Source organism: Pseudactinotalea sp. Z1732 (assembly GCF_049724975.1).
In the GTDB taxonomy this organism is placed as follows: domain Bacteria; phylum Actinomycetota; class Actinomycetes; order Actinomycetales; family Beutenbergiaceae; genus CALKWS01.
The window spans coordinates 1-21863 of record NZ_JBMPQC010000021.1 but is presented as its reverse complement, the minus strand read 5'-3'; the positions used below and the strand labels follow the sequence as shown (position 1 = coordinate 21863).

The window sequence follows — 21863 nt, the reverse complement described above, 5'->3', positions numbered from 1 at the left end:
ACTGAACCAACTCGAACTGCTCTACCCCGAGCGTCTAGCAGGACACATCAACTAGAAACAGGAGCCTCTCTTACACAGAGGGCTTGACAGGCTCCTACCGGGGGGTGCCCTCGGTGGTCTACTCCACCGGGAACGTCTACCCGCTGCGTCCGTTGTCTGCTGGTGGGTCCACCGAGGACGACGCTCCCGAACCGGTGGGTGAGTACGCCCAGTCCTGCCTGGCTCGTGAGCGCATCTTCTCCCACGCCGCGCACACCTGGGACACCCCGGTGACTATCTTCCGGCTCAACTATGCCTGCGAGTTGCGCTACGGCGTCATCGCCGACCTGGCCACCCAGATCGCCGCTGGTGAGCCCATCGACGTCACGATGCCGGCGGTGAACGTGGTCTGGCAACAAGATGCCACCGCCTGGGCGCTGCGTTCGGTGGAACTGGCCGGCACTCCCCCGCACATCCTCAACGCCACCGGCCCCGAGACCGTCTCGGTGCGCCGCCTGGCTACCTGGCTGGCCGCCGCGATGGGCACCGAGGTGCGGTTCACCGGAACCGAGTCCACCGACGCCCTGCTCTCCGACGCCAGTCACTGCCACGACCTGTACGGCTACCCCACGGTCCCGATGCGCCGCGTGGTAGAGATGGTGGCCCGGTGGGTGACCGAGGGCGGGCGGCAACTGGGCAAGGCCACCAAGTTCCAGCAGCGAGAGGGCAAATTCTGATGAGCACCGACCTGGCCGCACGACTGGGCTCCGGGGTGGTCATCCCGGCCCACCCCTTGGCCCTGGACGAATCCGGCGGCCTCGACCTGCGAGCCCAACGCGCCCTGACCAGGTATTACCTCGATGCCGGCGCCCACGGCCTGGCCGTGGCAGTACACACCACCCAGTTCGAACTGCACCACGACCCCGCCATGCTCACACAGGTGTGGCACCTGGCCGCCGAGACCGCCGCCGAGCACGGCAGCGAACCGATCATGGTCGCCGGACTGACCGGTGATACCCACCAGGCGGTCACCGAAGCCGAACTGGCCACCGAAGCCGGCTACCACGCGGCCCTGCTCAGCCCGTGGGGCATGTCGGACACCAGTGAACAGACCCTGCTGGAACGAGCCGCCGCCGTTGCTGAGGTGATGCCGGTGATCGGGTTCTACCTCCAACCCGCAGTGGGCGGGGCCCTGCTGAGCCGGGAATACTGGCGCGCCCTGTTCGACATCGAAACGGTCGTGGGAGTCAAGGCCGCCCCGTTCAACCGGTACTGCACCGGCGATGTTGCCCAGACCCTCCTGGAACATGACCGCTGGGACCAGATAGCGCTGTTGACCGGCAACGACGACGCGATCGTGCATGACCTGATCACCCCCTACCAGCGCACCATCAATGGACAACAACGCCAAATCCGCGCCACCGGCGGCCTACTCGGCCAATGGGCCGTGGGAACCCGCGCCGCAGCCCACCAGGTCGCCAAAGCCAACCAGGCCGTCACCGCCGGCCAGGTGCCGCTGGAACTGCTCGCTGAAGCATCAGACATGGTGGAAATCAACCACGCCGTCTTCGACGTCGACCACAACTTCGCCGGATGCGTCCCCGGCGTCAACGAAGTACTACACCAACAAGGCCTAATCCCCACCACCACCACCCTGGGCACCGACACACTCTCCCCCGGACAGACCGAACTGATCACCCAAGTCCGACAACGCTACCCGGACCTACTCGACGAGAACTTCATCGCCACCAACCGCGAGAACTGGTTGAACTAAGCCCCCGCTCACCACCCCACGCGCACCCGCCCCACCGGCGCCGCCACCGCGATCACCACCGCGGCGAGTCCGTAGGCCCACGGGTAGTCGATCCCGGCCAGCAGAGCGCCGAATATCACGGCGCCGGAGCCCATCCCGGCGTCGTAGGCGAAATTCCACACCGTGCTGGCCAGCCCGCGCCGCCGGGGCCCGGCGCGTCCCATGATCACCACCAGCGAGTCGTTCTGGTTCACGCCCAGGCCCAGGCCGAACACCCCGGCACCGGCCACCACCAGCCAGGAGTTCATGCCGGGCGCGGCACCCAGGGCGAGTGCGCCCATCCCGACCGCCCCAACGACCGCGCCGGGAAGCACCAACCTCCCGGGCTGTAGGTGACCGGCGAGCACTCCTGACCCGAACCGGCCCGTGATCATCGCCAGTGGGGCGACCACCAGGGCCAGCGACACCACCGAGGCATCCGGCACGGCCAGCGGCAGGAACGTGTTCACCGCACCCAGGGCCATGGTGAGGCTGAAGAAGGCCAGCGCCGGCCGCAGCAGTGGTCCGATGGCGCCGAGCACACCGGGTTGCCCGATCCGCCGCTTGCGGGTGGCTGCACCAGCCCGCACCTGTGCCTCTGCCGGCGAGCTTTCGAGCAACTCGGTGGCCCCAGCCGTGTGATCGGCCTCCACGCTGGGGTCGAGCAGCACGGATCCGGCCGCAGGCCCGGGCCGCTCATCTGCGGGCCGTCCCCCCGCGTGGAGCAATGACGCCAGCACCGCCCCCACCACGGCGAGTACCGTCGAGGCCACGAACACCGGTGTGAAAGACCACTGCCGGGCCACCCACACCCCAGCCGGCAGGGCGATCACCATCGGCAGACCGGTTCCCAGACCGTGGATGCCCAGGCCCCGGGCGAGCAGGTGCGAGGGCACGATCTCGGCCACCAGCGCGCTCGCGGCCACCACCAACAGGCCGAACCCCACGCCGCGGGCCGCCGAGATCACCAGCACCGGTGCCAACTGGTCCGAGAGCAGATAGAACGGGGTGGGCGCGGCCATCACGGCCGCACCGGCCACGAAGATCTGCTTCAGCGTAAATCGCGCCAGCACCGGACCCATCGCCAACTGGGTGATGGCGGTGGCCCCCAGCATCACCCCGTTCGTGGCGCCCACCCCCGCTCCCGAGCCCCCTCCGCCGGCTGCCCACAGCGGCACCACGGTCATCAGCGGGGCGAAGTTGCACAGCGCCGTCACCGTGGCCAGCATCAACAGGGTGAAGTCCCGGCGCGGGATGGCCGGGGCCGAGTGCTCACTCATGGCACCCCCGCGGCACGCCCACGCGCCACCACCCCACCGCTAGCCTCCTCCAGGCCGGATCACCCGGTGCCTCCATCGTGGAGCATCGCCCGGAAAAGGCCAAGACCCCCCACCACCCCCCACCCGTGCCCCTGTGGTGACGCAGCCACGGCGGCGCCGTCCTCACCACCCCCGCCATCCCCGCCACAACAGCTCAATTGGACAGTTGCGGCGAGGTGGAGACCGGATCTCTCGCCACAACGGCTCAATTGGATGGTTGTAGCGCGTGCCCGGAGCCAGGAGGAACGGGCCGGGCTACTCCTGGAAGGCGGCGTCGGTGCGCCAGCCCCCGCGCCGGTAGGCCGGCGTCCCCAGCGCCAGGACCAGCAGCGCGGCGGCCATCGAGGCGGCGATCACCACCGCCATCGACGTCGCCGAGGTGCCGAACAGCCCGGTCAGCGGCGCCACGAGCCCGGCCACCCCGAACTGGGACACCCCGATCAACGCGGCGGCGGCTCCGGCGCGGTCCCCGTGCCGCGCCAGCGCCGAGGCCGAGGCATTCGGAGCGATGAAGGCGTTCACGCCCATCATCAGCCACAGCGGCGCCAGCAGCCCGGGCAGGCCGCCCAGGCCCAACGCGGCCACCACCACCAGCACCATCGCCAGGCTCACCGAGACCGGCAGTGCCAGGCGCAGCAGCCGCACCGGCGCGAAGCGGCGCACCAACGCCGCGTTGACCTGCGCCCCGATCACCATCGAGATACCGTTCAGCGCGAACAGCAAGGCGAACTGGTTCTCGCTCAGCCCGTAGTCTTCCCGGATCACGAACGGGGAGGCCGACACGTAGGCGAACACCGCGGCCATCCCCAGGCCCGGCAGCAGCGCCAGGGCTACGAACTGCCGGTCCCGCAGCAGCGCACCGTAGGAGCCCAGTACCTTCAGCGGCGAGCCGCCCGTGCGTCGCGCCGGGGGCAACGTCTCGGGCAGGAACCGCCACACCACCACCAGCAGCCCCACCCCGTACAGGGCCAGCGCCACGAACACCGCGCGCCAGTTCCAGATGTTGGCCAGGAACCCCCCGATCGAGGGCGCCAGCAGCGGTGCCAGGCCGATCACCAGCATCAGCCGGGACAACACGGCCGAAGCCTGCGGGCCGGTCAGCTTGTCCCGGATCACCGCGATCGCCACCACCGCCGCGGCAGCGTTGCCCACACCCTGCAGGATCCGCAGCCCGATCAGGGGCATCACGTCGTAGGTGAGCAGGCAGGCCACCGAGGCGACGATGTGCACGGTGATCCCGATCATCGCCGGCACCCGGCGCCCGTACCGGTCCGACAACGGCCCGATCACGAACTGCCCCAGCGCACCACCGATCAAGGTGGCGGTGATGGTGAACTGGACTGCGGCGTCTCCCGCGCCCAGGTCCCGGCCCACCTCGGGCAGGGAGGGCAGGTACATGTCGGTCGTGAAGGCCCCGATCGCCACCATCAGGCCCAGCAGCAGCACGAACTTGACCGTCCACATCTTGCTGCGCGGGGTGGGCAGCGGCGCCGGGCGCCGCACCGGTGGGGTGCTCGGCGGGTTCACCCCCGACGACGACGCAGCCCCCTCGGCGGTGTCGGTCGCCGTGGTCGCGGCACCGGTGGGTGCGGCACCGGTGGGTGCGGCACCGGTGGGTGCGGCGCCATCGTGGCCGGCGTCGTGCGGCCGGTCACCGGTCGGAAGGTGACCCGAGGGGACACCGGCGGCAGTGACCGGGTCGGGGTGGTGGGAACGGACAGGGGCGGACGCAGCAGAGATGCCGGTAGACACAAGGATCCTTGGAGGCTGGAGCAGAGCGCACAGATAGCGCTGAGAATGCCTACTTAGTCTGTCCTAATCCGCGGTGCCGGTCGAGTCGATAGCCCGAGTGTTCGCGGTGTGTTCGCGCACACTTCGACCCGCCATGGACTCGCTTGGAGATCCCTTGGCCACCCCTTCACCAGATTGACCAACGCGGCGGGGTTTCCCGTGTGCTCTCACTGCCCGGCAAGCACCTGCAGCACCGCATCCCCGTACCGCTCGAGTTTGGCATCACCCACCCCGGAGATACCGCGAAGTCCGGTCAAGGTGGCCGGCCGGGCCTGGGCGATCCCGGCCAGGGTGGCGTCGTTGAACACCACGTAGGCGGGTACACCCTGCTCCTTGGCTACTCCGGCACGCCAGGTGCGCAGCGCGGCGAACAACTCCTGAGCGGGTTCGTCCAGGTCCACCGGGGCGGTCCTCGCGGGCGTCCTGGCCGCCGCGCGCACCCGTTCGGGCTCACTGCGCAGCCACACCTGGGTCTGTCCCCGCAGCACCGCGGCCGCTGCGTCGGTGATCGCCAACACCCCATAGGCGCCTTGCACCTGCAGCAGGCTCTGGGCGAGCAGTTGGCGCACCACCCCGCGCCACTGGGCACCGCTGAGTTCGGTACCGATCCCGAAGGTGCTCAGGTCGGTGTGCCGCTCGCGCAGCACCCGCTCGTTCTCGTTGCCCACCAGGATATCCACCAGGTGACCGGCGCCGAACTGTTGGCCCCGTTCCCGCTGCAACCGCACAATGGTGGACATCAGCTTCTGTGCCGCCACGGTGCCGTCGAAGGATTCCGGTGGTTGCACGCAGGTGTCGCAGTTGCCGCACGGGGCCGAGTCCTCCCCGAAGTAGCGCAGCAACTGCTGGCGCCGGCACCGCACCGTCTCACACAGCGCGAGCATCGCATCCAGGTGCAGGGATTGGGCTCGTTTGCGCTGGACGTCCCCCTCGCCGTCGTCGATCATCTGTCGTTGCTGGACCACATCCTGCAAGCCGTAGGCGAGCCATGCCGTGGCGGGCAGCCCGTCCCGACCGGCGCGGCCGGTCTCCTGGTAGTACCCCTCCACGGACTTGGGCAGGTCCAGGTGGGCCACGAACCGCACGTCGGGTTTGTCGATGCCCATCCCGAAGGCGATGGTGGCCACGATCACCACGCCCTCCTCCCGCAGGAAGCGCGCCTGGGTGGCCGAGCGTTCCGCAGCGGGCAGGCCCGCGTGGTAGGGCAGGGCGGTGATGCCCCGCTCGGCCAGCCACGTCGCGGTGCGTTCGGTCGAGGCCCTGCTCAGGCAGTACACGATGCCGGCGGCGCCGGGATGTTCTTCCCTGATCAGGCGGAGCAGCTGGTCCCTGGCGTTCTGCTTCGGACCGATCCGGTACTGGATGTTGGGCCGGTCGAAACTGGACACGAACACCCGGGCCTCGCCCAGATGCAGGTTCTGGACGATCTCGGCCCGGGTCTCAGCGGTGGCGGTGGCGGTCAGGGCAATACGCGGAACGTCAGGCCAGCGCTCGTGCAGGAGGGTCAGGCCCAGGTAGTCGGGCCGGAAGTCGTGGCCCCACTGCGCCACGCAGTGGGCCTCATCGATGGCGAACAGCGCGATGCGGGCCTTATCCAGCAGCGCGGTAGCCACCGGAAGTCGCTCCGGTGCCAGATAGAGCAGGTCCAACTCGCCCGCCAGCAGCCGGTGCTCCACGTCGCGGCGCTCCGGCATCGACTGGGTGGAGTTGAGGAACGCCGCGCGCACCCCGAGCTGCTCCAGCGCCTGGACCTGATCGTGCATGAGCGCGATCAGCGGGCTGATCACCACCCCGGTGCCCTCGCGCACCAGCGCCGGGATCTGGTAGCACAGGCTCTTCCCTCCGCCGGTGGGCATCAGCACCAGGGCGTCGTTGCCGGCGGTGACGGTGTCGATGATCTCTTCCTGCTGGCCGCGGAAGGTGTCATAGCCCCACACCTGTTGAAGGGCATCGAGCGGGGAGTCGGCGACGGCGGCGGCTCGCACCACGGCGCGGGCGGAGGCCGGCTGGGGTCCGGTCGCAGGGTCCGGTGCGTGGGCGGGGTCCGGCGGTGGGGGAACCTCGGAGGTGCCAGGGTCGCCGGGATCCTGTGGGGGCGGGTAGTCCCACTCCGGTGGTTCCTCCCACTGCCACTGTGGGCCGGGCCATGACGTGCTCACGCTGACAGCCTATGCGGCAGGCCGGACGAGGCGATGCACTGGCCTCCTGCTGTGCAGGGTGGTGAGTCAGCCGCGCCCGGTGGCACGCTGCAGGAGGGGCCCATGTCCATCACCACCTGGGCCAGCGAGTCCGGGTGCGATGTCGCACTCCGGGTCGACCCGTTGGGGCGCGGACGGGCACCGTTGGTCAGGGGTGGCGCATTCGGAAGTCGTAGCGCTCCGGCACCGCCCGCCCGGGGTGGACGGCGGCCCACAGGTCCGACAGGGCCAACTCACCCTCGCGCACGTCAGGGATGACGATGTCCTCGGCCAGCACCTGCTCGGCACGGTCCCGGTCTCCCGCGGCGTGGGCGGCGAAACCCTCGAGCAACCGCACCCGGCCCATGCTTCGCACCTCACGCGGAGCACCGCCGGCGAGGTCCAAGGCTCGCTGCGGCGCTCCGGCCTGGATCGCCGCGGACATCGCCTCCAGCAACATCGTGGGCTGGTCATCAGCCAGTGCCAGGGCATCGGACAGCAGGTCGGTGGCCCCGGCGTGATCGCCGCGGCCGGCAGCAACCTGCGCCAGCCCGCGTAGCGCCCACGCACTGCGCCGATCGGCCAGCGAGGCCCGGTAGCACTCCTCGGCGCGCTGATCATCCCCGCGGGCATGGGCCAGGACACCCAGGTGATAGTCACGCAACCATCCCGGCGCGGTCGAGGAGAGCAGATCCTCCCAGAACTGCCCGACGACGTAGGAGGCCGGCGGCGTGGCCGGATCAGCGGCGGCCAGGAGTTCTTGGCCGCGGCGCGGCTCGCCCACCAGGGCCTCCCACAGCAGTTGCTCCTCGCCGAGCGACTCCGGCGCGAACGGGGTTCCGCCGTCGTCGGCTATCCACTGCTGCCCGCTACGGGAGCGCACCAGGGATTCCAGGGCGCCCCATCCGCTGCCGCGGTGCAGCACTTCCTCGGGTGCGCGATCGGCGCTTCGGCGGGCCTCGGTGAGCACCGCGCCCAGACCCGCGTCCGGCAACAGAGCATCGACACGCCCGGCCACGTGGGTGGTGGCGGCGTCCCAGTCCTCATCGTGGGCCCGGGTGGCATCGGCGGCAATGTCGCCGTAGGTCTCCACCCAGTCCCAGTTGGTGCGGCCGGGCATCATGACGTGTTCGAACTGGGTGGCCGTGATCCCGGCCTGGATCTCCAGGTAGGGGCCGGGGCCGTCCGGGGAGAGCCACCGTTGCCAGTGCTGCCCGCCGGGCCCGGTGCCCCACAGGAACAGTTTGCGCCCGGGCAGGCGCGCCGTGGACACCTGGGCCAGACCGTGCCCGGAAGAGTCGACGGCGGCGATCCAGGGGTGGGTGGTGCCGGTGGTGTCGTAGAAGTAGTCCGCGGCGTCGGTGCTACGGGTGGAGAAGGTGCGGTCGGCACCGTTGTGCACCGGCACCGGAACCTCGGCGATGGTGCCGTCGTACCCGGTGGCGTAGGCGGTGGTGGCCGGGACCAGCACGCGCACGTCCGGCGCCTCGGGTACGGCGGCGTTGGACCACCAGTACATCGGCACCTCGTGCTCGCCCGGGTTCTGGATGCGCACGTACACGTGCAGTGCATGCGAGCCGGCCGGCAGCCACGCATCGACCTGGAAGACCACCTCGCGCAGCCGGTCCATCTCCCACATCCGCAGCATCGGCACCCCGCCGGGGCCGGTCAGGCGGGCAGCATGCAAGGGGGACATGGTGTGCGCGGCGTGGCCCTTGGTGCCGATGTTCCACTCCACTCCCCCGGCGAACCAGGCATTGCGCAACGCCAGGTTCGCCGGCTGCAGCACCGCGTTGGCGTGCAGCAGTTCCCGTCCGGAAGCGATATCGGCCAGTGACCACAGCCGCCCGCCGAGGGTCGGGGTGAAGGTGGCGCGCAGATGGCCGTTGTCCAGGACAACCGTGGGCAGGGTGATCGGCTCGCGAGTGCGGGGGTAGTTGTTCTGCAGCAGGTACGGGTGCATCGACCGGGGCCGGCCGAAGGAGGCGCCGTGGCGGATCTGCTCGGGCAGGTCGGCACCCAGTTCGAAGGGATTCTCCAGCAGCCGGTGCGGGACCGGGAGCGGATCGTCGGGGCCGAGCGGGGCGACGGGCAGTGTGATCTGTCCGCGATACAGCGATGTCATGGGGTTCCCCTGAGGGTGTCGGTGGATCTCTGGTCCACCGTAGCGCCCGACATCGACCCGCGAGGCAGGACCTGACCGCACCCGCCGCACCACATCCGGATTGTGAACCGGGATGGTCAGTGCACCGGTGCCGCCCGACACACCTCACGCCAGTCCGACCACTCCAGCGCCTCCCGGTCCCGCTCCCGGCCGGCGAGGTGCTCACACATCGTGATGGCATCGGCGAGCAACTCGCGCAGCATGCCGTCCGGGTCGGTGACGCAGGCCTGCGCGAGCCCGACGGTGGCGATCTCCACCATGGTCTTTCCCGGGTGCCTCCGGCCCGGGCCGCCCACCTCGGCGATGAAGTTCCGCGCCCACCTCGCCGCCAGGGGCGCCTGCTCCAGCGCTCGCTGGACCGCCGGATGAGGCGCGGCCTGCTGCGGACCGGAGCGCGCGGAGCGGCACCTCTCGCAGGTGAGCAGCCCGACGGCGAGCGCCCGCTGGCGCTGTTCGCTCACCACGGGCAGGGCGCGAGCAGCCGCAAGCACGGCCAACTCATCACGCCAGCGCGGATCATCACTGGTCAGCCCGATCACCGCCGGCACCAGCGTGGCCAAGCGGGGCCGGTGTGTGGAGTGGGTCAGGTCATTGACCAACCGAGCCAGGTGAGCCAACAGCGGGTGGGTACAGGCGGGGGCGTCGCTCCAGCGCTCCCCGGCCAGGTAGGAGGCCAACTCCATGAAACATGCGCCCCGGCGCGGGCTGCGGTGCTTGCCCCGGGACAACAGTGGTAAGGGTTCGATGTCGACGTCCATCACGTCACCTCGCAGTCGACTTACCCCAGTGTGCTCCGCGCACGGGCGAACGGCAATCGCTGTGGCTCGAACTCGCCGGGTCCGGCGAGGCGGGTTAGCGCTGGGGCGCGGGCGAGGCTGCCCTCCGAAAGGTACCGCGGGGGCTCAGCCGGCGGGATGCACCTCCTGGCGGACAGTGACCAGATTCTCCCGCTCGATCCGGCCGATGCCCCACTGCCCCAGGGCTCCCAACGCCTCGTTGAGGCTGGCCCCGTGTTCGGTCAGGCGGTATTCCACCCGGGGCGGGATCTCGGCGAAGACCTCCCGTGCCACCAGACCGTCATGTTCCATCTCGCGAAGGTGCTGGGTGAGCATCTTCTCGCTGACCCCCACCAGCCCGCGGCGGAGTTCGGCGAAGCGACGAACCCCGTGGGCCTGCAGCTCCCAGAGGATCAGGGCTTTCCACTTCCCGCTGACCACGTCCATCGCGGCGTCGATCCCGCAGATGTAGGGAATGACATTCTCCTTCACCCTCCTCGGCCTCGGTGCCATGGGCGGGGCACTTGCCGCGACCGCACTCGACGCCGGTCACGTCCTGACCGTGTGGAACCGCACGCCCGGAAAGGACACCGATCTGGTCGATCGGGGTGCCCAGGCGGCCACCTCGGCCGGTGCGGCCATCAGCGGCGCCGATCTCGTCGTCGTCTGCCTCTTCGACTATGCCTCGGTACGTGCGGCACTCCACCCGCATACCGAAACCCTTACCGGTCGGACGGTGATCAACCTGACCACGACCACGCCCGAGGAGGCCCGGGAGCTGGCCCGCTGGGCCCGCGAGCACCGGATCGACTACCTGGACGGGGCGATCATGAGCACCCCGAGGATGATTGGCACACCGGAGTCGGTGATCCTCTACAGCGGCTCCGCACCGGCCTTCCATGCACACGAGCCACTACTGCAGGTGTGGGGAAGCAGCACCTTCGACGGCGACGATCCCGGCATGGCCTCCATGTGGGACCTGGCCATGCTCTCCGGGATGTACAGCATGTTCGCCGGGTTCCTGCATGGTGTGGCAATGCTGGAGACGGCCGGCGTCGGGGCGGCTGAGTACGCCGGGCGGGCCGCGCCGTTCCTCGCTGCGATGACCAGTCTGCTCGGTCATTCCACTGAACGCCTGGACGCCCGTGATTACAGCGAGGCCCTCCAGAGCCTGCACTGGACTACGACGCAGTTGGGCACCATCGCCCGCGCCAGTCGCGAGCAAGGCATCACCCCGGCCCCGATGCAGATGGTCCAAGAACTCATCCAGCAGCAGATCGACGCGGGCCACGGTGCGGAGGACTTCGACCGGATCATCGAGTCGATGCGCTGACGACGACGATCCTCACCATCCCGTGGGAAAGGTAGCCGGCGTCGGTGCCGTTCGTCCGGCTCGAACTTACCGGGGCGGTGACCGGCAGAGCCCTCCCAACGGGTGCGGTGCACCTGTTGGCGTTAGCGTCAGGCCATGGACACACCCGCCTCGCCGCTGCGACTCTCACTTGCCCCTGGGAACGGGCGGCGGGTGCTGGTCACCGGTGCCAGCGGGTACATCGGTGGCCGGTTGATCCCCGAGCTGCTAGCGGCTGGGTTCACGGTGCGGGCCAGCGCCCGCAACATCGAGCGGTTGCACTCCCGTGCCTGGAGCGGGCAGGTGGAACTGGCCGAGGCGGACCTGCAATCACCCGAGCAGGTACTCGCGGCGATGGATGGCGTGCACACGATGCTCTACCTGGTGCACTCCATGGGTCAGGGCGATGACTTCATCTCCCGGGAGCAACAGATCGCCCGCACCGTCGCCGCCGCTGCCGCCGAGGCCGGGGTGGCCCAGATCGTTTACCTGGGCGGGTTGCACCCCGGGGGTGAGTTGGACTCACTGTCGGATCACATGCGCTCCCGGGAGCAGGTGGGGCGCATCCTGCTCGCCGCGGCGGTCCCGGCGCTGGTGCTGCGAGCCGGGGTGGTGATCGGATCGGGGTCGGTGTCCTTCGAGATGATCCGCCACCTTGCCGAGTTGCTGCCGGTGATGCCCGGGCCCAGGTGGCTGAACAACCGGATCGAACCCATCGCGATCCGGGACGTGCTGTACTACCTGGCCCACGCCAGCGCCCTACCGGAACCGGTGAATGACGACGTCGGCATCGGCTCCGGGCAGGTGCTGCGATTCCGGGACATGCTCACCGCCTACGGCCAGGTGGCGGGCCTGCCCCGGCGCCGCGTGCTGGCACTGCCGGTGCCCGCGCCGCGACTGAGCGGATTCTGGATCACCATGACCACCCCGATTCCCCGCGGGATCGCAATGCCGCTGGCGGCCTCGATGGCGCAGGACGCCGTCACCACCGATCACCGGATCGCCGAGATCATCCCTGACCCTCCCGATGGCCTGACGTCCTACCGTCAGGCCTGCCGTCGGGCGATCCAGCGGCAACTGGCCGGGCAGGTCACGGTGACCTGGGACCACGACGTGCAGGCCGAGGTCGATCCGGCCGACCCGCTGCCCTCGGACCCGCAGTGGGCCGGGCATACCGTGTTCACCGATGTGCGCCAGCGTCACGGCGCCGCCGCACCTGAGGCGGTGTGGCAGGTGGTCGAAGGTATCGGAGGGGAGAACGGCTGGTACTCCCCTGCGATCCTGTGGCGGGTGCGCGGGCTACTGGACCGGGCTGCCGGTGGTCATGGGCTGGGCCGCGGGCGGCACGATCCGCATCATCTGCAGGTCGATGACCACGTGGACTTCTGGCGGGTGGAGTCGATCACCCCGGGACGATCCTTGACGCTGCGCTCGGAGATGCGAGCGGCCGGGCGGGCCTGGCTGCAGTTGACGGTGCGCCCGGGGGCGGACGGCGGGACCGATTACCGCCAGCGCGCGATCTACTTCCCTCGTGGCCTGCTGGGCCGGTTGTACTGGGGGGTGTTGGTGCCCTTTCATGCGCTGATCTTCCCCACCATGGCCCGCAATATCCTGCGGGCGGCGCAGCGGGCTCGGGCTTGACCAGCAGGCCCTCAGCCGAGGGCGTAGCGCTCCGCCACGTACGCGACAGACTCCATGACCATGCCCGGCGACGCTTCCACCGTCGGGTTCACGGCCGCCTTCCCGGTGGCGAAACTTCCCCGCTGCACCCCCGCCTCCTCGGCGATCCGCCGAGGTATCGGCCTGTCGTACGGGCCGTGGAGTGTCCACGCGTGCATCTCCGGATCCCTGGTGATCCGCTGGATGCTGCGGGGGGACCGCGCACCCAGTGCGGGAACGGGAACGAAGACCCACCCGGTTCGCAGCCGGAACTCCGTCACGCTCTTGCCATACGGCACCGAGACCGGCAGCCCAGGGGCCTGGACCGAGCGCCGCCTCCACAACGCATCCCCCATGGCCCCGTTCAGAACCATTCGGCCTTGCAGCGCCGACTCCATCGTGGCCAGCATGACGTCATCACCCAGGCCCGGCGTCGCAAGAAATTCCCCGTAGAGGTCAACCTCCCCTCCGTCGGCCACTCGCACACCCATCCGCTGCACGGGCTCGGTACCGAGCAGATGGTGGCGCACCTCGACGTTCATCCCGAGGGTGGCACCGGTGCGCTGACCCGAGTCGAAGGTGCCCCTGATCGTAAGGTCTTGGGTGACGGCATCACGATAGCCGAGTTCACTGGCCAGCACGGCTGTCGCGGTGGAGTCGTATCCGCTCGAGAGCGGGGTGATCGGCGTGAAGGTGGTTCGTCGTCGCGCATCCGACGCATTCTCAGCAAGGCGCTGGATACAACCGGAGAGGAACTCCCGGTAGTGCGAGTAGTCCGAGAACTGAACCGAGGACGCGGTGGGCGCGAGTTGCACCTTGCCATCGTGCACCACGAAGTTGTGGAACATCATCCGGCTGAAGGTGTACTCCTCATCAGACGCCACCACAGGGTCATAGCGATCGAAACCCGCCGCCGTCGCGGTGTTCGTGCTTGGTCTGAGTACCTCGAAAACCTGCCGGACGAAGCGAGAGTCAGGGCGCAGTCCGGCGTGGGTGAGCGCGAACGTCGCACTGTTGGACACGATCACCCGGTTGTCGCGCTTGTCGGTCAGAACGTAGAGGTACTCCCAACAGTGCTTCGGCGGCACGAAGACGACGTAGCGGCCCAGCCGCGCACCGGACCCGAAGGCGTAGTCCGTCCTGTGGATCTGGCCCTGGCCGTAGTCGCCGTCCCAGGCACCTTCGAAGACGAACCCTTCCGCGGCCTCGACCTGCGGGCCGATCACGAAGGAGTGGTGAGTTCCTCGGATGCAACAGACCCACGCCAAGTTGGGAACGGAGTCCACCCGTCGGATCTCGCTGGTGTGCGCGGACCGACTATCCGGTATCCCCAGGCGGATCTGTTGGGCGTGCTGCAGGACTCTCGAAGCCGGGATGTGTCGTTTGAGTGACGAGGAGTGGTACAGGTCCAGAGCCGCGGCTCTGATCTGGTCTTCCAAGAAGTCCGTGCTGTCCGGCACCGCCATGTGCGCTACTTCAGCCCTTCTTCGCCGCGGCCTTGGCGGCTTTCTTGGTCTGGCGCACGCGTTGCAATGAGTCCTCGTCCACCACGTCGGCGATGGACCGGTAGGCACCCTCGTGGCCGTAGTCGCCGGTGGCCTCGCGCCACCCGGCGCCGGTGTAGCCGTACTGCTTGCCCAGCAGCGCCAGGAAGATCGCGGCCTTCTGCTTGCCGAAACCGGGTAGGGCATTGAGCCGGCGCAGCACTTCCGGACCGTCAGGCTCACCGCGCGTCCAGATCGCAGCGGCGTCGCCGTCGTATTCCTCCACTATGATCTGCGCCAGGGCCTGGATGCGCCCGGCCATGGATCCCGGGAAGCGATGTACCGCCGGTGGGGTGGCGCAGGTCTGCTTGAACTCCTCCGGGTCCATGGCCGCAATCTGCCCAGCGTCCAGTCCGCCGAGACGCTCGTGGATCTTGTGCGGCCCGGCGAAGGCGGTTTCCATCGGCACCTGCTGATCCAGCAGCATCCCGATGATCAGCGCCAATGGATCGCTGCTGAGCAACTCATCGGCCTGGGCGTCTCCGGTCAGGTGCAGTTCCATACCCCCGATCTTGCCTGATTCGCTTCGCTCGCGCAGCCATCCCCGGCGGTTCATCCGCCCAGGGTTGGCTCGGGCTGTCGCTCAGTCCTTCCCGGGTGGGCTCACGCGGGTGTCGGGCCCGGGGAAGTAGAGGTTGCCCACGTCCTCACCGCTCCAGCGCACCACCCACGGCGGGGCGCCGTCGGGACCGCGCACCTCCAGCACTTCACCGTCGCGAGGTGGCTGACCCACCTGTGCAGATTCGATCACGACACGATCACCGATGTTCGCTCGCATTGCGACCTCCCACATGTGCAGTGGTGGTGGCCGTCACCACCAGCACCATCCAGTCTGGCACCAGGGGCGCGCAGATGCATCTATCGAGCCGGTCCGGGCGGCGAGCCGGTGTCGTCGTCCTCGGGGTGGCGGGACAGGTGGATGATCGCGGTGGCCATACCGCCCCAGACCGTGACCAGGGCCACGATCATCATGATGATTGCCGGGGTGTCCATCTCAGACCCTCTCCTTTCCGGCCTCGTCCCGATCGGGGTCCTCCAGGTGCATGGCGGACGCTCCCCGCCACGGCAGGAGACTCAGCACGATCGCCATCACCAGCACCAGGCCCAGTGCCCCCCAGCCGAAGGTCGTCACAACCCAGTCATCGAAGCCGCCGTAGCCCTCCGTGATCTTGTCGCGAATGTCCACCACCAGCAGCACCGCCAGCACAACCGGTAGCACAACACCGACCATGACCTTCCAGGTCCGGCCGATCCTGACCGAGCCGTAGACGTTCAACGCCGCGGTGAGCGTGCCCAGCCGCCGGTAGACCCAACCCACCAGCACCAGGGAGAGGAACGCGGCTCCGACGATGCCGATGTTGTTGGAGAAGGCGTCGACCACATCGAGGAGGGTGACACCGGAGGCGCCTCCGATCAGCACGATGGAGATCACCGCGGTGGCTCCGCCGACGATCGCCACAGTGGTCACCCTCGCCCAGCCGGTCTTGTCCTTCACCGCCGAGATCACCACCTCCAAGATGGAGATCTGCGAGGTCAGACCGGCCATCGTCAGACCGCCGAAGAACAGCACCCCGACCAGCGTCGAAGCCGGGGCCTCGGAAACGATGGTGGGGAAAGCCACGAACGCCAGGCCCAGCCCGGATGAGGCCACCTCCTCCACGGCGGTACCGGATGCGACGGCCAGGAAGCCCAGCGCGGAGAACACCCCGATGGCCCCCAGCAGTTCGAAGGAGGAGTTGGTGAACCCGACCACCAGCCCCGATCCGGTGGCGTTCGACTTGCGCTTCAGGTAGGAGGCGTAGGTGATCATGATGCCGAAGCCCACCGAGAGGGTGAAGAAGATCTGCCCATAGGCCTGGATCCACACCGTGCCGCTGGTCAACGCCGCCCAGTCGGGGGTGAACAGGGCGTTGAGACCTTCGGTGGCGCCGTCCAAGGTCAGCGAGTAGGCCACCAGGATCAGGAACATCAGGAACAGCAGTGGGATTCCGATGGTGGACATCTTCGTGATGCCGCGGCGGACCCCGCTGCCCAGGGCGAGCAGGAGCACCACCCAGACCACGATGAGCGGCCAGCCGACCTGGGCCACGAAGTCCACCGAGATCCCGCTGCCCTCGGCACCACCGCCGTCGTACTGCAGGAACGTCTCGAAGAAGAAGCCCTCGGCATCATCACCCCAGGCCTGGGTCAGGGAGAACCAGGTGTACATCGCCGCCCAGGCGATGATGGCCGCGTAGTAGATGGCGATCAGGAAGCAGATGCCAACCTGCAACCAGCCGATGGCCTCGGCACTGGGGTGCAGCCGTTTGAACGCCATCGGCGGGGATCCGCGGAACTTGTAGCCGATGGCGTAATCGAACAGCAGGATCGGGATACCGGCCGTCAGCAGCGCGACCAAGTATGGGATGAGGAAGGCGCCCCCACCGTTCTCGTAGGTGACGTAGGGGAACCGCCAGATGTTCCCCAGGCCCACGGCAGAGCCGATGGCCACCAGGATGAAGGCGTTGCGTCCGGTGAAACTCTCCCGGATCCGGGAGGTGCGGGCCGTGTCGGCAGGTTCGTTCATCGGTTTCTCCTGAGCAGTTCTGCTGCGCAGAGGCTACTCCTGCTCCGGCCTACCGGCAGAAGATGGGGCGGTCAGAGTCAGAATCACGGCACCGCGGCCTGCACCAGGTGCGCATCGCCGTCGGCGATCACGTGGCCGGCCGTGGCCGGGACGAACACCGCCTCCCCCGGGCCCAGTTGAACCGGTCCGGCATCGGGGGTGCGTACCTGCGCCTGCCCGGAGATGGACAGCACGATCCGCGGACCTCGCCCTGGCATCTCCACCGCACCATTGTTTCCCAGGGTGGTGATGGACATCTCGAAGTCCTCCACCGGGGCATAGAAGGTGCGGATGGGTCCGGTGATCTCCGGGGCGATGCGCACCGGCGGCGCGGTGACATACTCGACGGTACTCAGCACCGCTTCGGGATCGATGTGCTTACTGGTCAGGCCCGCGCGCAGGACGTTGTCGGAGTTGGCCATCAACTCCACACCCAGGCCCTGCAGGTAGGCATGCAGGGTGCCGGCAGGGATGAACAGCGCCTCCCCCGGTGCCAGCGTGACCGGGTTCAGCAACAACGCGGCGACCGCACCGGGGTCCTCGGGGTGAGTTGCCCCGAGTTCAGCCACGATCGCATCGATTCGCACCGAGGCGCCGCGAGCCCCCCTGCGCTCGGCACAAGCCCGCACGACGGCGCGAGTATCCGACGCGGGCACCGCACCGGGAGTGAGCAGTTCGGTGACTGCCGTGCGCATCCCGGCTGCAGTGGGGTCGGTTGTCAGGATCCCGGCCAGTTTCCGGGCCAGCGGGGCATCCAGCCCGCTGACCAGTTCCAGGGCCCGGCGTGGGGTGCGGAACCCGCAGAGGGCGCGGAACTCGGTTATCGCGAAGAGCAGTTCGGGTTTGTGGTTGGGGTCCGGATACAGGCGGGTGGCGCCGTCGCGCGGGAGCCCGTCGGACTCCTCGGCGGTGAACCCGGCCTGTGCCTGTACCAGGTTCGGGTGTACCTGCAACGACAGCGGGCGGGCGGGGGCAATGAGCTTGAGGAGGTAGGGCAGGTGCTGGCCGAACCTGGCCAGTGCGTGCCGCCCCAGCGCGGCCTCGAACTCGGTCAGCAGGTACTCGCGCAGGTTCACTCCGGCACGGTCGGGCAGGGTCGAGGGTGCGGCCGGGTGGGCGCCGAACCACAGTTCAGCCACCGGCTCAGTCCCGGGTTCGCGCCCGATCAACTGCGGGATGGTGGTGGTCGAACCCCAGGCGTAGTTTCGTTCGCTGCCTCGTATCCGAACGAGCACGGCTCCTCCTTTCGCTCAATGCGACAGCGTAGTCGCGCTGTTTCGGCCCGCGCAGGTGGCGCCCCGGCATGGATTCAAGCCCTCTTACCAGCGCATTTACAGTTGGACCGCCGCGACACCGTCATCCTCGCAATGGACGGCTTCATCGCACCGCCCGGCCGTGTCAGACCCGAGCGTGGCGAGGTACGCCAAGCGGAGTATTGCTCGGTAGCAGCAGCACCTTGATCTCAGGGAACCTCCACCGAACTAGCATCAGCAAGAACACCAGATGCATGATGACTGTCAGTGATACCAGAACGGGATACACCCCTTCTGCCACGCCAATAGCCTCGGCCGCCCCTCGGCGAACTACACCGGGCTTATCGACTTGGTGCCATAAGCCTACGAACACCCAGGTGATCGCAACCCAGGTGACGGTCAGCGCCACCGTGGACCCGATGGCCATCAGGAAGGTACGCATGCGTGTTGAAAGCCGCTGGACCAATGGATGGACCACAACAGCCAGAATCGCCGCATAGGCGACTATGCCCGCAAATACATAGCGGCCCTGAACCCCCCTGTCATGGCGACCGAAATCCCAGTAGATGCCGTGCGCGTTCATGAAGAGCACCGCAACCGTCACGGCCGGAAACAGAAGTAGGACCGCGAGAATGAACCTGTGTCTCGAGACAGTTAGCGCAAGAACCATCAGCACGAGGAGGATGACACCAGCCGTGTCCACAATCTCGGCCGGAAGCGCCATGTCCTCTCTCGCCCCACGGCCCCAAAACAAGCGGTTGAAACGAATCCAGAACTGGGTGAAGAACAAGACGAAGTCGTACATCTCGTGCTGCTCCCCGGTGGCTTCGCGGGCGCCGTACCGGCTCGGTTGGACGACGCCCAGCACGATGAGGTTCCGTAACCACCACCATCCTCCGACCAGGAAGGCCACCAACATTGGCCACAGCGCCTCGGTGAAACGGCCAGGAATGTCCTTATGCCACCGGCGTGCTAAGAGCACGCACAGGATAGCGAACGTCGGCAGCAGGAACAGCGCGAAGCCCTTGGAGAGTAGGGCGATTCCAAGCGCGACAGCTGAGAGAAGCACCATCCACCTGGCTGGGTACGTCGCTCGCCAAGCCCGGATCGCAAAGTAGAGGCATGCGGTCGCGGTGGTGATCAACAGGACATCGTTGGAGATCAAGCCGCCCATGTTGGTGAAGAAGGGCACCGTGAACAAACTCATTCCGCCACCAACACCGGCAGTCGCAGAGCCCGTGATCCACCGCACCGACCCGATCACGAACGGGACTGCACCCGCCAACAACGCCGCGCTGAGCAGTCGCATGGCCAGAGAAGCACGATCCCAGCGCAGTGTCTCGCCACCCAGCGCTGCGGTACCAGCAGCGATCAGGACGTAGTAGCCAGGCGGGTGGTGCACCATCCCATCGCGTCCGAAGTCGTCCAACGACGTCGCAGCCTCCAGCGTCGCCCGATCCGCAGGCGCCACGAACTCCGTGAGAACCTCTCCCTCCACAGGAAGGCCGGCCTCCCGCATGGCCTGACCGGTGCTCCCGAGGAGGGGCGCCTCGTACGGTAGGGGCCAGCCCCCACCCTGCAACAGCCGGCTAACGGAGTTGAAGTGCTCTTCTTCATCGGGACCATCGAAGTGCGGAATGGTGAGCGCCCAGAAGGTCGCCGTGAGAAAGAACAGCACGGTAACTGCCGCCACTACACGGTGATAGTTCCGAGGCTTTGGGCAAGCGCGCACACGGCGTTCCGGCACCGCAGCCGAAGCGGCGTCGGGACCGCGCCGATACGGCCGCGGTTCAGTCAGGACCGCCATTTCACACACCACAGTGTCATCGTCGACATCGGCCACCCGCATTCACGCGTAGGACGCCTCGAATACGTCAACGATACGTAAGAACCGCATCCAGGAAACCATGCCGTCCGAATCCGATGCTCGCATGCTCTGTTCTGCTCCGGGGCCTACGCCGCGACCCACCAGTGACCGCGACGTCGCGGGCAGCATGCCCCGTCGCTGTCGGGTACTCGCTGCAGGTCGCATTTCGAGCACCTCCTCGTCACGTTTGCCGACTCGCGACCCTTTCGATGACTGACACTTGCTCCATGGCGCGGGCGCGAACCTGCGGAAGGGCATCTGAGATCTGCGCGGCAACTTCATCACGATTCTGAATGAGGTCGTCCAACATCTGGCGGATGCGCTCCGGAGTGGCGTCACTATGTGCGACAGCCAGTTCGGCTAATCCGAACATCTCCAGGACCTCCCGGTACTTGTGGCTCCAGCCAATAACGAGCGTCGGAACACCCGTAGCGAGTGACGAGACCATGGCGTGGAATCGGGATGCGATGAAGATATCGCACCGGGAGATCAGGAACCGCAGCGTCTGCGAACTCAACTCGTCATCAACGAACAGCACCTTCTCCGGCCTCGCGACTCGGGCCTGGATTTCCCGGCACACCGGCAGGTCATTGTTGTGCGTCTTTGCCGTCTGCGCCCGTGCACTGTGGGCGACGAGAAACACAGGTCGGTTGAGAACCTCGGTAACGTAGTCGATCTGCGCGACTACCTCACTGATGTAGTCGTCGCCTCGGGCTTCAGCCGACTTGCGCAATACGGCACTCGGCGAGACACCGACAACATCACCATTGTCGAAGAAGCCGACATCAACCCGCTCACCAGCCGCGGCAGCATCGGCATCGCCGACCTCCAGGGTAAACGCAAGGTCGGCGCCCCCCTGTACGTTGGTCAGCCCAGTGGCGACGAGATGCTCGTGTGTGAGCGCACCGCGCGAGATGATCGCCGCCATGCGCGGCAGCAAGGTCTTCGCAGCAAGCCGGTTCAGCGGCTCGTTGAAGGGGCCCATCGCCTGGGCGACCTTCACCACAGGCGTTCTGACAAGGAGCGCGGGCAAAATGCTCGCAACGTTGTAGATGAGGTACTTGCCGCGCCCATCGACGAACGTGATTCCTCCCTCGTCGAGGAGGACGTCTGCACGGGCGAGCGCCCCGATCTCCGGCACAGCCCGTTCGATTCCGCGCCGCAGGGGCGGCAACAGTCTGTGTAGCAGGGCCATACCGTTGAGGACGACGCCGAGGCGCAACGGTCGCGCGTCCATCACGCGTAGGTTCGGGTATGAATTGAGTCGGGCATCCGCGCTGGGGTACATGCTCAAGAGGATGAACTGCGCGTGCTCGTCTGACTTGGATAGGTGCTGAACTGAACTCTCGAGCATTGCAGCCGCCCCCTTGTTGCCTGACAACGCAGAGCCGATGATTGCGATTCTCATGAGATGCCTGCCTTCCTTCTTGAAGTGAACGTGAGCAGTCCATAGACACCTGCAACAACTCCATCGCCGAGCGTCGCAGACAGGCGCGCTGCCAGAGCCAGCACGATAGCCTGCTCCACGGGTAGGTACGCAACGCTAAGCAGCACAAAAACTGATTCACGCACGCCGACACCACTCG

General features: G+C 67.7%; 19 protein-coding genes. 4 read left to right on the top strand and 15 right to left on the bottom strand.

Annotated elements, in window-relative coordinates; genetic code table 11:
* The first annotated feature begins 83 nt into the window (after positions 1 to 83).
* Both ACPL7H_RS18555 and ACPL7H_RS18550 read left to right on the top strand, forming a co-directional pair.
* On the top strand, positions 84 to 716 hold the full coding sequence (locus tag ACPL7H_RS18555) for an NAD-dependent epimerase/dehydratase family protein (protein ID WP_424798227.1): 633 nt from the start codon (positions 84 to 86) through the stop codon (positions 714 to 716).
* Positions 716 to 1753: a dihydrodipicolinate synthase family protein gene (locus ACPL7H_RS18550; RefSeq protein ID WP_424798226.1), complete on the top strand. Its 1038-nt coding sequence runs from the start codon at positions 716 to 718 to the stop codon at positions 1751 to 1753. Before ACPL7H_RS18555 ends, ACPL7H_RS18550 begins: the two co-directional genes overlap by 1 nt.
* 8 nt (positions 1754 to 1761) lie before the next feature.
* Here the strand turns inward: ACPL7H_RS18550 and ACPL7H_RS18545 are convergent, their stop codons facing one another.
* The 6 genes from ACPL7H_RS18545 to ACPL7H_RS18520 form a co-directional block, all read right to left on the bottom strand.
* Positions 1762 to 3051: an MFS transporter gene (locus ACPL7H_RS18545; protein WP_424798225.1), complete on the bottom strand. Its 1290-nt coding sequence runs from the start codon at positions 3049 to 3051 to the stop codon at positions 1762 to 1764.
* A gap of 294 nt (positions 3052 to 3345) precedes the next feature.
* On the bottom strand, positions 3346 to 4842 hold the full coding sequence (locus ACPL7H_RS18540; RefSeq protein ID WP_424798224.1) for a multidrug effflux MFS transporter: 1497 nt from the start codon (positions 4840 to 4842) through the stop codon (positions 3346 to 3348).
* A 206-nt stretch (positions 4843 to 5048) separates the two neighbouring features.
* On the bottom strand, positions 5049 to 7040 hold the full coding sequence (recQ, locus tag ACPL7H_RS18535; protein ID WP_424798223.1) for a DNA helicase RecQ: 1992 nt from the start codon (positions 7038 to 7040) through the stop codon (positions 5049 to 5051).
* 187 nt (positions 7041 to 7227) lie between these two features.
* Complete coding sequence (locus tag ACPL7H_RS18530; protein ID WP_424798222.1) at positions 7228 to 9183, bottom strand: DUF5107 domain-containing protein; 1956 nt, start codon at positions 9181 to 9183, stop codon at positions 7228 to 7230.
* 116 nt (positions 9184 to 9299) lie between these two features.
* A complete protein-coding gene (locus ACPL7H_RS18525) occupies positions 9300 to 9980 on the bottom strand; it encodes a hypothetical protein (protein ID WP_424798221.1) in 681 nt (226 codons plus the stop codon).
* Positions 9981 to 10124: 144 nt separating this feature from the next.
* Positions 10125 to 10490 (bottom strand): winged helix-turn-helix transcriptional regulator, encoded by a 366-nt coding sequence (locus tag ACPL7H_RS18520; RefSeq protein ID WP_424798220.1) that lies wholly within the window; start codon positions 10488 to 10490, stop codon positions 10125 to 10127.
* Between ACPL7H_RS18520 and ACPL7H_RS18515 the strand changes: the two genes are divergently transcribed.
* Both ACPL7H_RS18515 and ACPL7H_RS18510 read left to right on the top strand, forming a co-directional pair.
* Positions 10474 to 11331, top strand: a complete 858-nt coding sequence (locus ACPL7H_RS18515; RefSeq protein ID WP_424798219.1) for an NAD(P)-dependent oxidoreductase — start codon at positions 10474 to 10476, stop codon at positions 11329 to 11331. The genes ACPL7H_RS18520 and ACPL7H_RS18515 overlap by 17 nt on opposite strands.
* A 135-nt stretch (positions 11332 to 11466) precedes the next feature.
* On the top strand, positions 11467 to 12990 hold the full coding sequence (locus ACPL7H_RS18510) for an SDR family oxidoreductase (RefSeq protein ID WP_424798218.1): 1524 nt from the start codon (positions 11467 to 11469) through the stop codon (positions 12988 to 12990).
* A gap of 11 nt (positions 12991 to 13001) precedes the next feature.
* Here ACPL7H_RS18510 and ACPL7H_RS18505 read toward each other — a convergent pair whose 3' ends face one another.
* The 9 genes from ACPL7H_RS18505 to ACPL7H_RS18465 all read right to left on the bottom strand — a co-directional run.
* Positions 13002 to 14474 carry a hypothetical protein gene (locus tag ACPL7H_RS18505; protein ID WP_424798217.1) on the bottom strand — a complete coding sequence of 491 codons (1473 nt, stop codon included), beginning with the start codon at positions 14472 to 14474 and terminating at the stop codon, positions 13002 to 13004.
* 10 nt (positions 14475 to 14484) lie between these two features.
* On the bottom strand, positions 14485 to 15054 hold the full coding sequence (locus ACPL7H_RS18500; RefSeq protein ID WP_424798228.1) for an HhH-GPD-type base excision DNA repair protein: 570 nt from the start codon (positions 15052 to 15054) through the stop codon (positions 14485 to 14487).
* A gap of 81 nt (positions 15055 to 15135) precedes the next feature.
* Positions 15136 to 15330, bottom strand: coding sequence for a DUF1918 domain-containing protein (locus ACPL7H_RS18495; protein WP_424798216.1), 195 nt, complete (start codon positions 15328 to 15330; stop codon positions 15136 to 15138).
* 80 nt (positions 15331 to 15410) lie between these two features.
* Positions 15411 to 15545, bottom strand: coding sequence for a methionine/alanine import family NSS transporter small subunit (locus ACPL7H_RS18490; RefSeq protein WP_424798215.1), 135 nt, complete (start codon positions 15543 to 15545; stop codon positions 15411 to 15413).
* Between the two features lies 1 nt (position 15546).
* Positions 15547 to 17118 carry a sodium-dependent transporter gene (locus ACPL7H_RS18485; RefSeq protein WP_424798214.1) on the bottom strand — a complete coding sequence of 524 codons (1572 nt, stop codon included), beginning with the start codon at positions 17116 to 17118 and terminating at the stop codon, positions 15547 to 15549.
* Positions 17119 to 17201: 83 nt separating this feature from the next.
* Positions 17202 to 18392: a mannose-6-phosphate isomerase, class I gene (gene manA, locus ACPL7H_RS18480; RefSeq protein WP_424798213.1), complete on the bottom strand. Its 1191-nt coding sequence runs from the start codon at positions 18390 to 18392 to the stop codon at positions 17202 to 17204.
* Between the two features lie 163 nt (positions 18393 to 18555).
* Positions 18556 to 20103: an ArnT family glycosyltransferase gene (locus ACPL7H_RS18475; RefSeq protein WP_424798212.1), complete on the bottom strand. Its 1548-nt coding sequence runs from the start codon at positions 20101 to 20103 to the stop codon at positions 18556 to 18558.
* A 355-nt stretch (positions 20104 to 20458) separates the two neighbouring features.
* On the bottom strand, positions 20459 to 21685 hold the full coding sequence (locus ACPL7H_RS18470) for a polysaccharide pyruvyl transferase family protein (protein ID WP_424798211.1): 1227 nt from the start codon (positions 21683 to 21685) through the stop codon (positions 20459 to 20461).
* The coding region (locus tag ACPL7H_RS18465) for a hypothetical protein (protein ID WP_424798210.1) at positions 21682 to 21863 on the bottom strand (182 nt) is incomplete at its 5' end. The genes ACPL7H_RS18465 and ACPL7H_RS18470, both read right to left, overlap by 4 nt.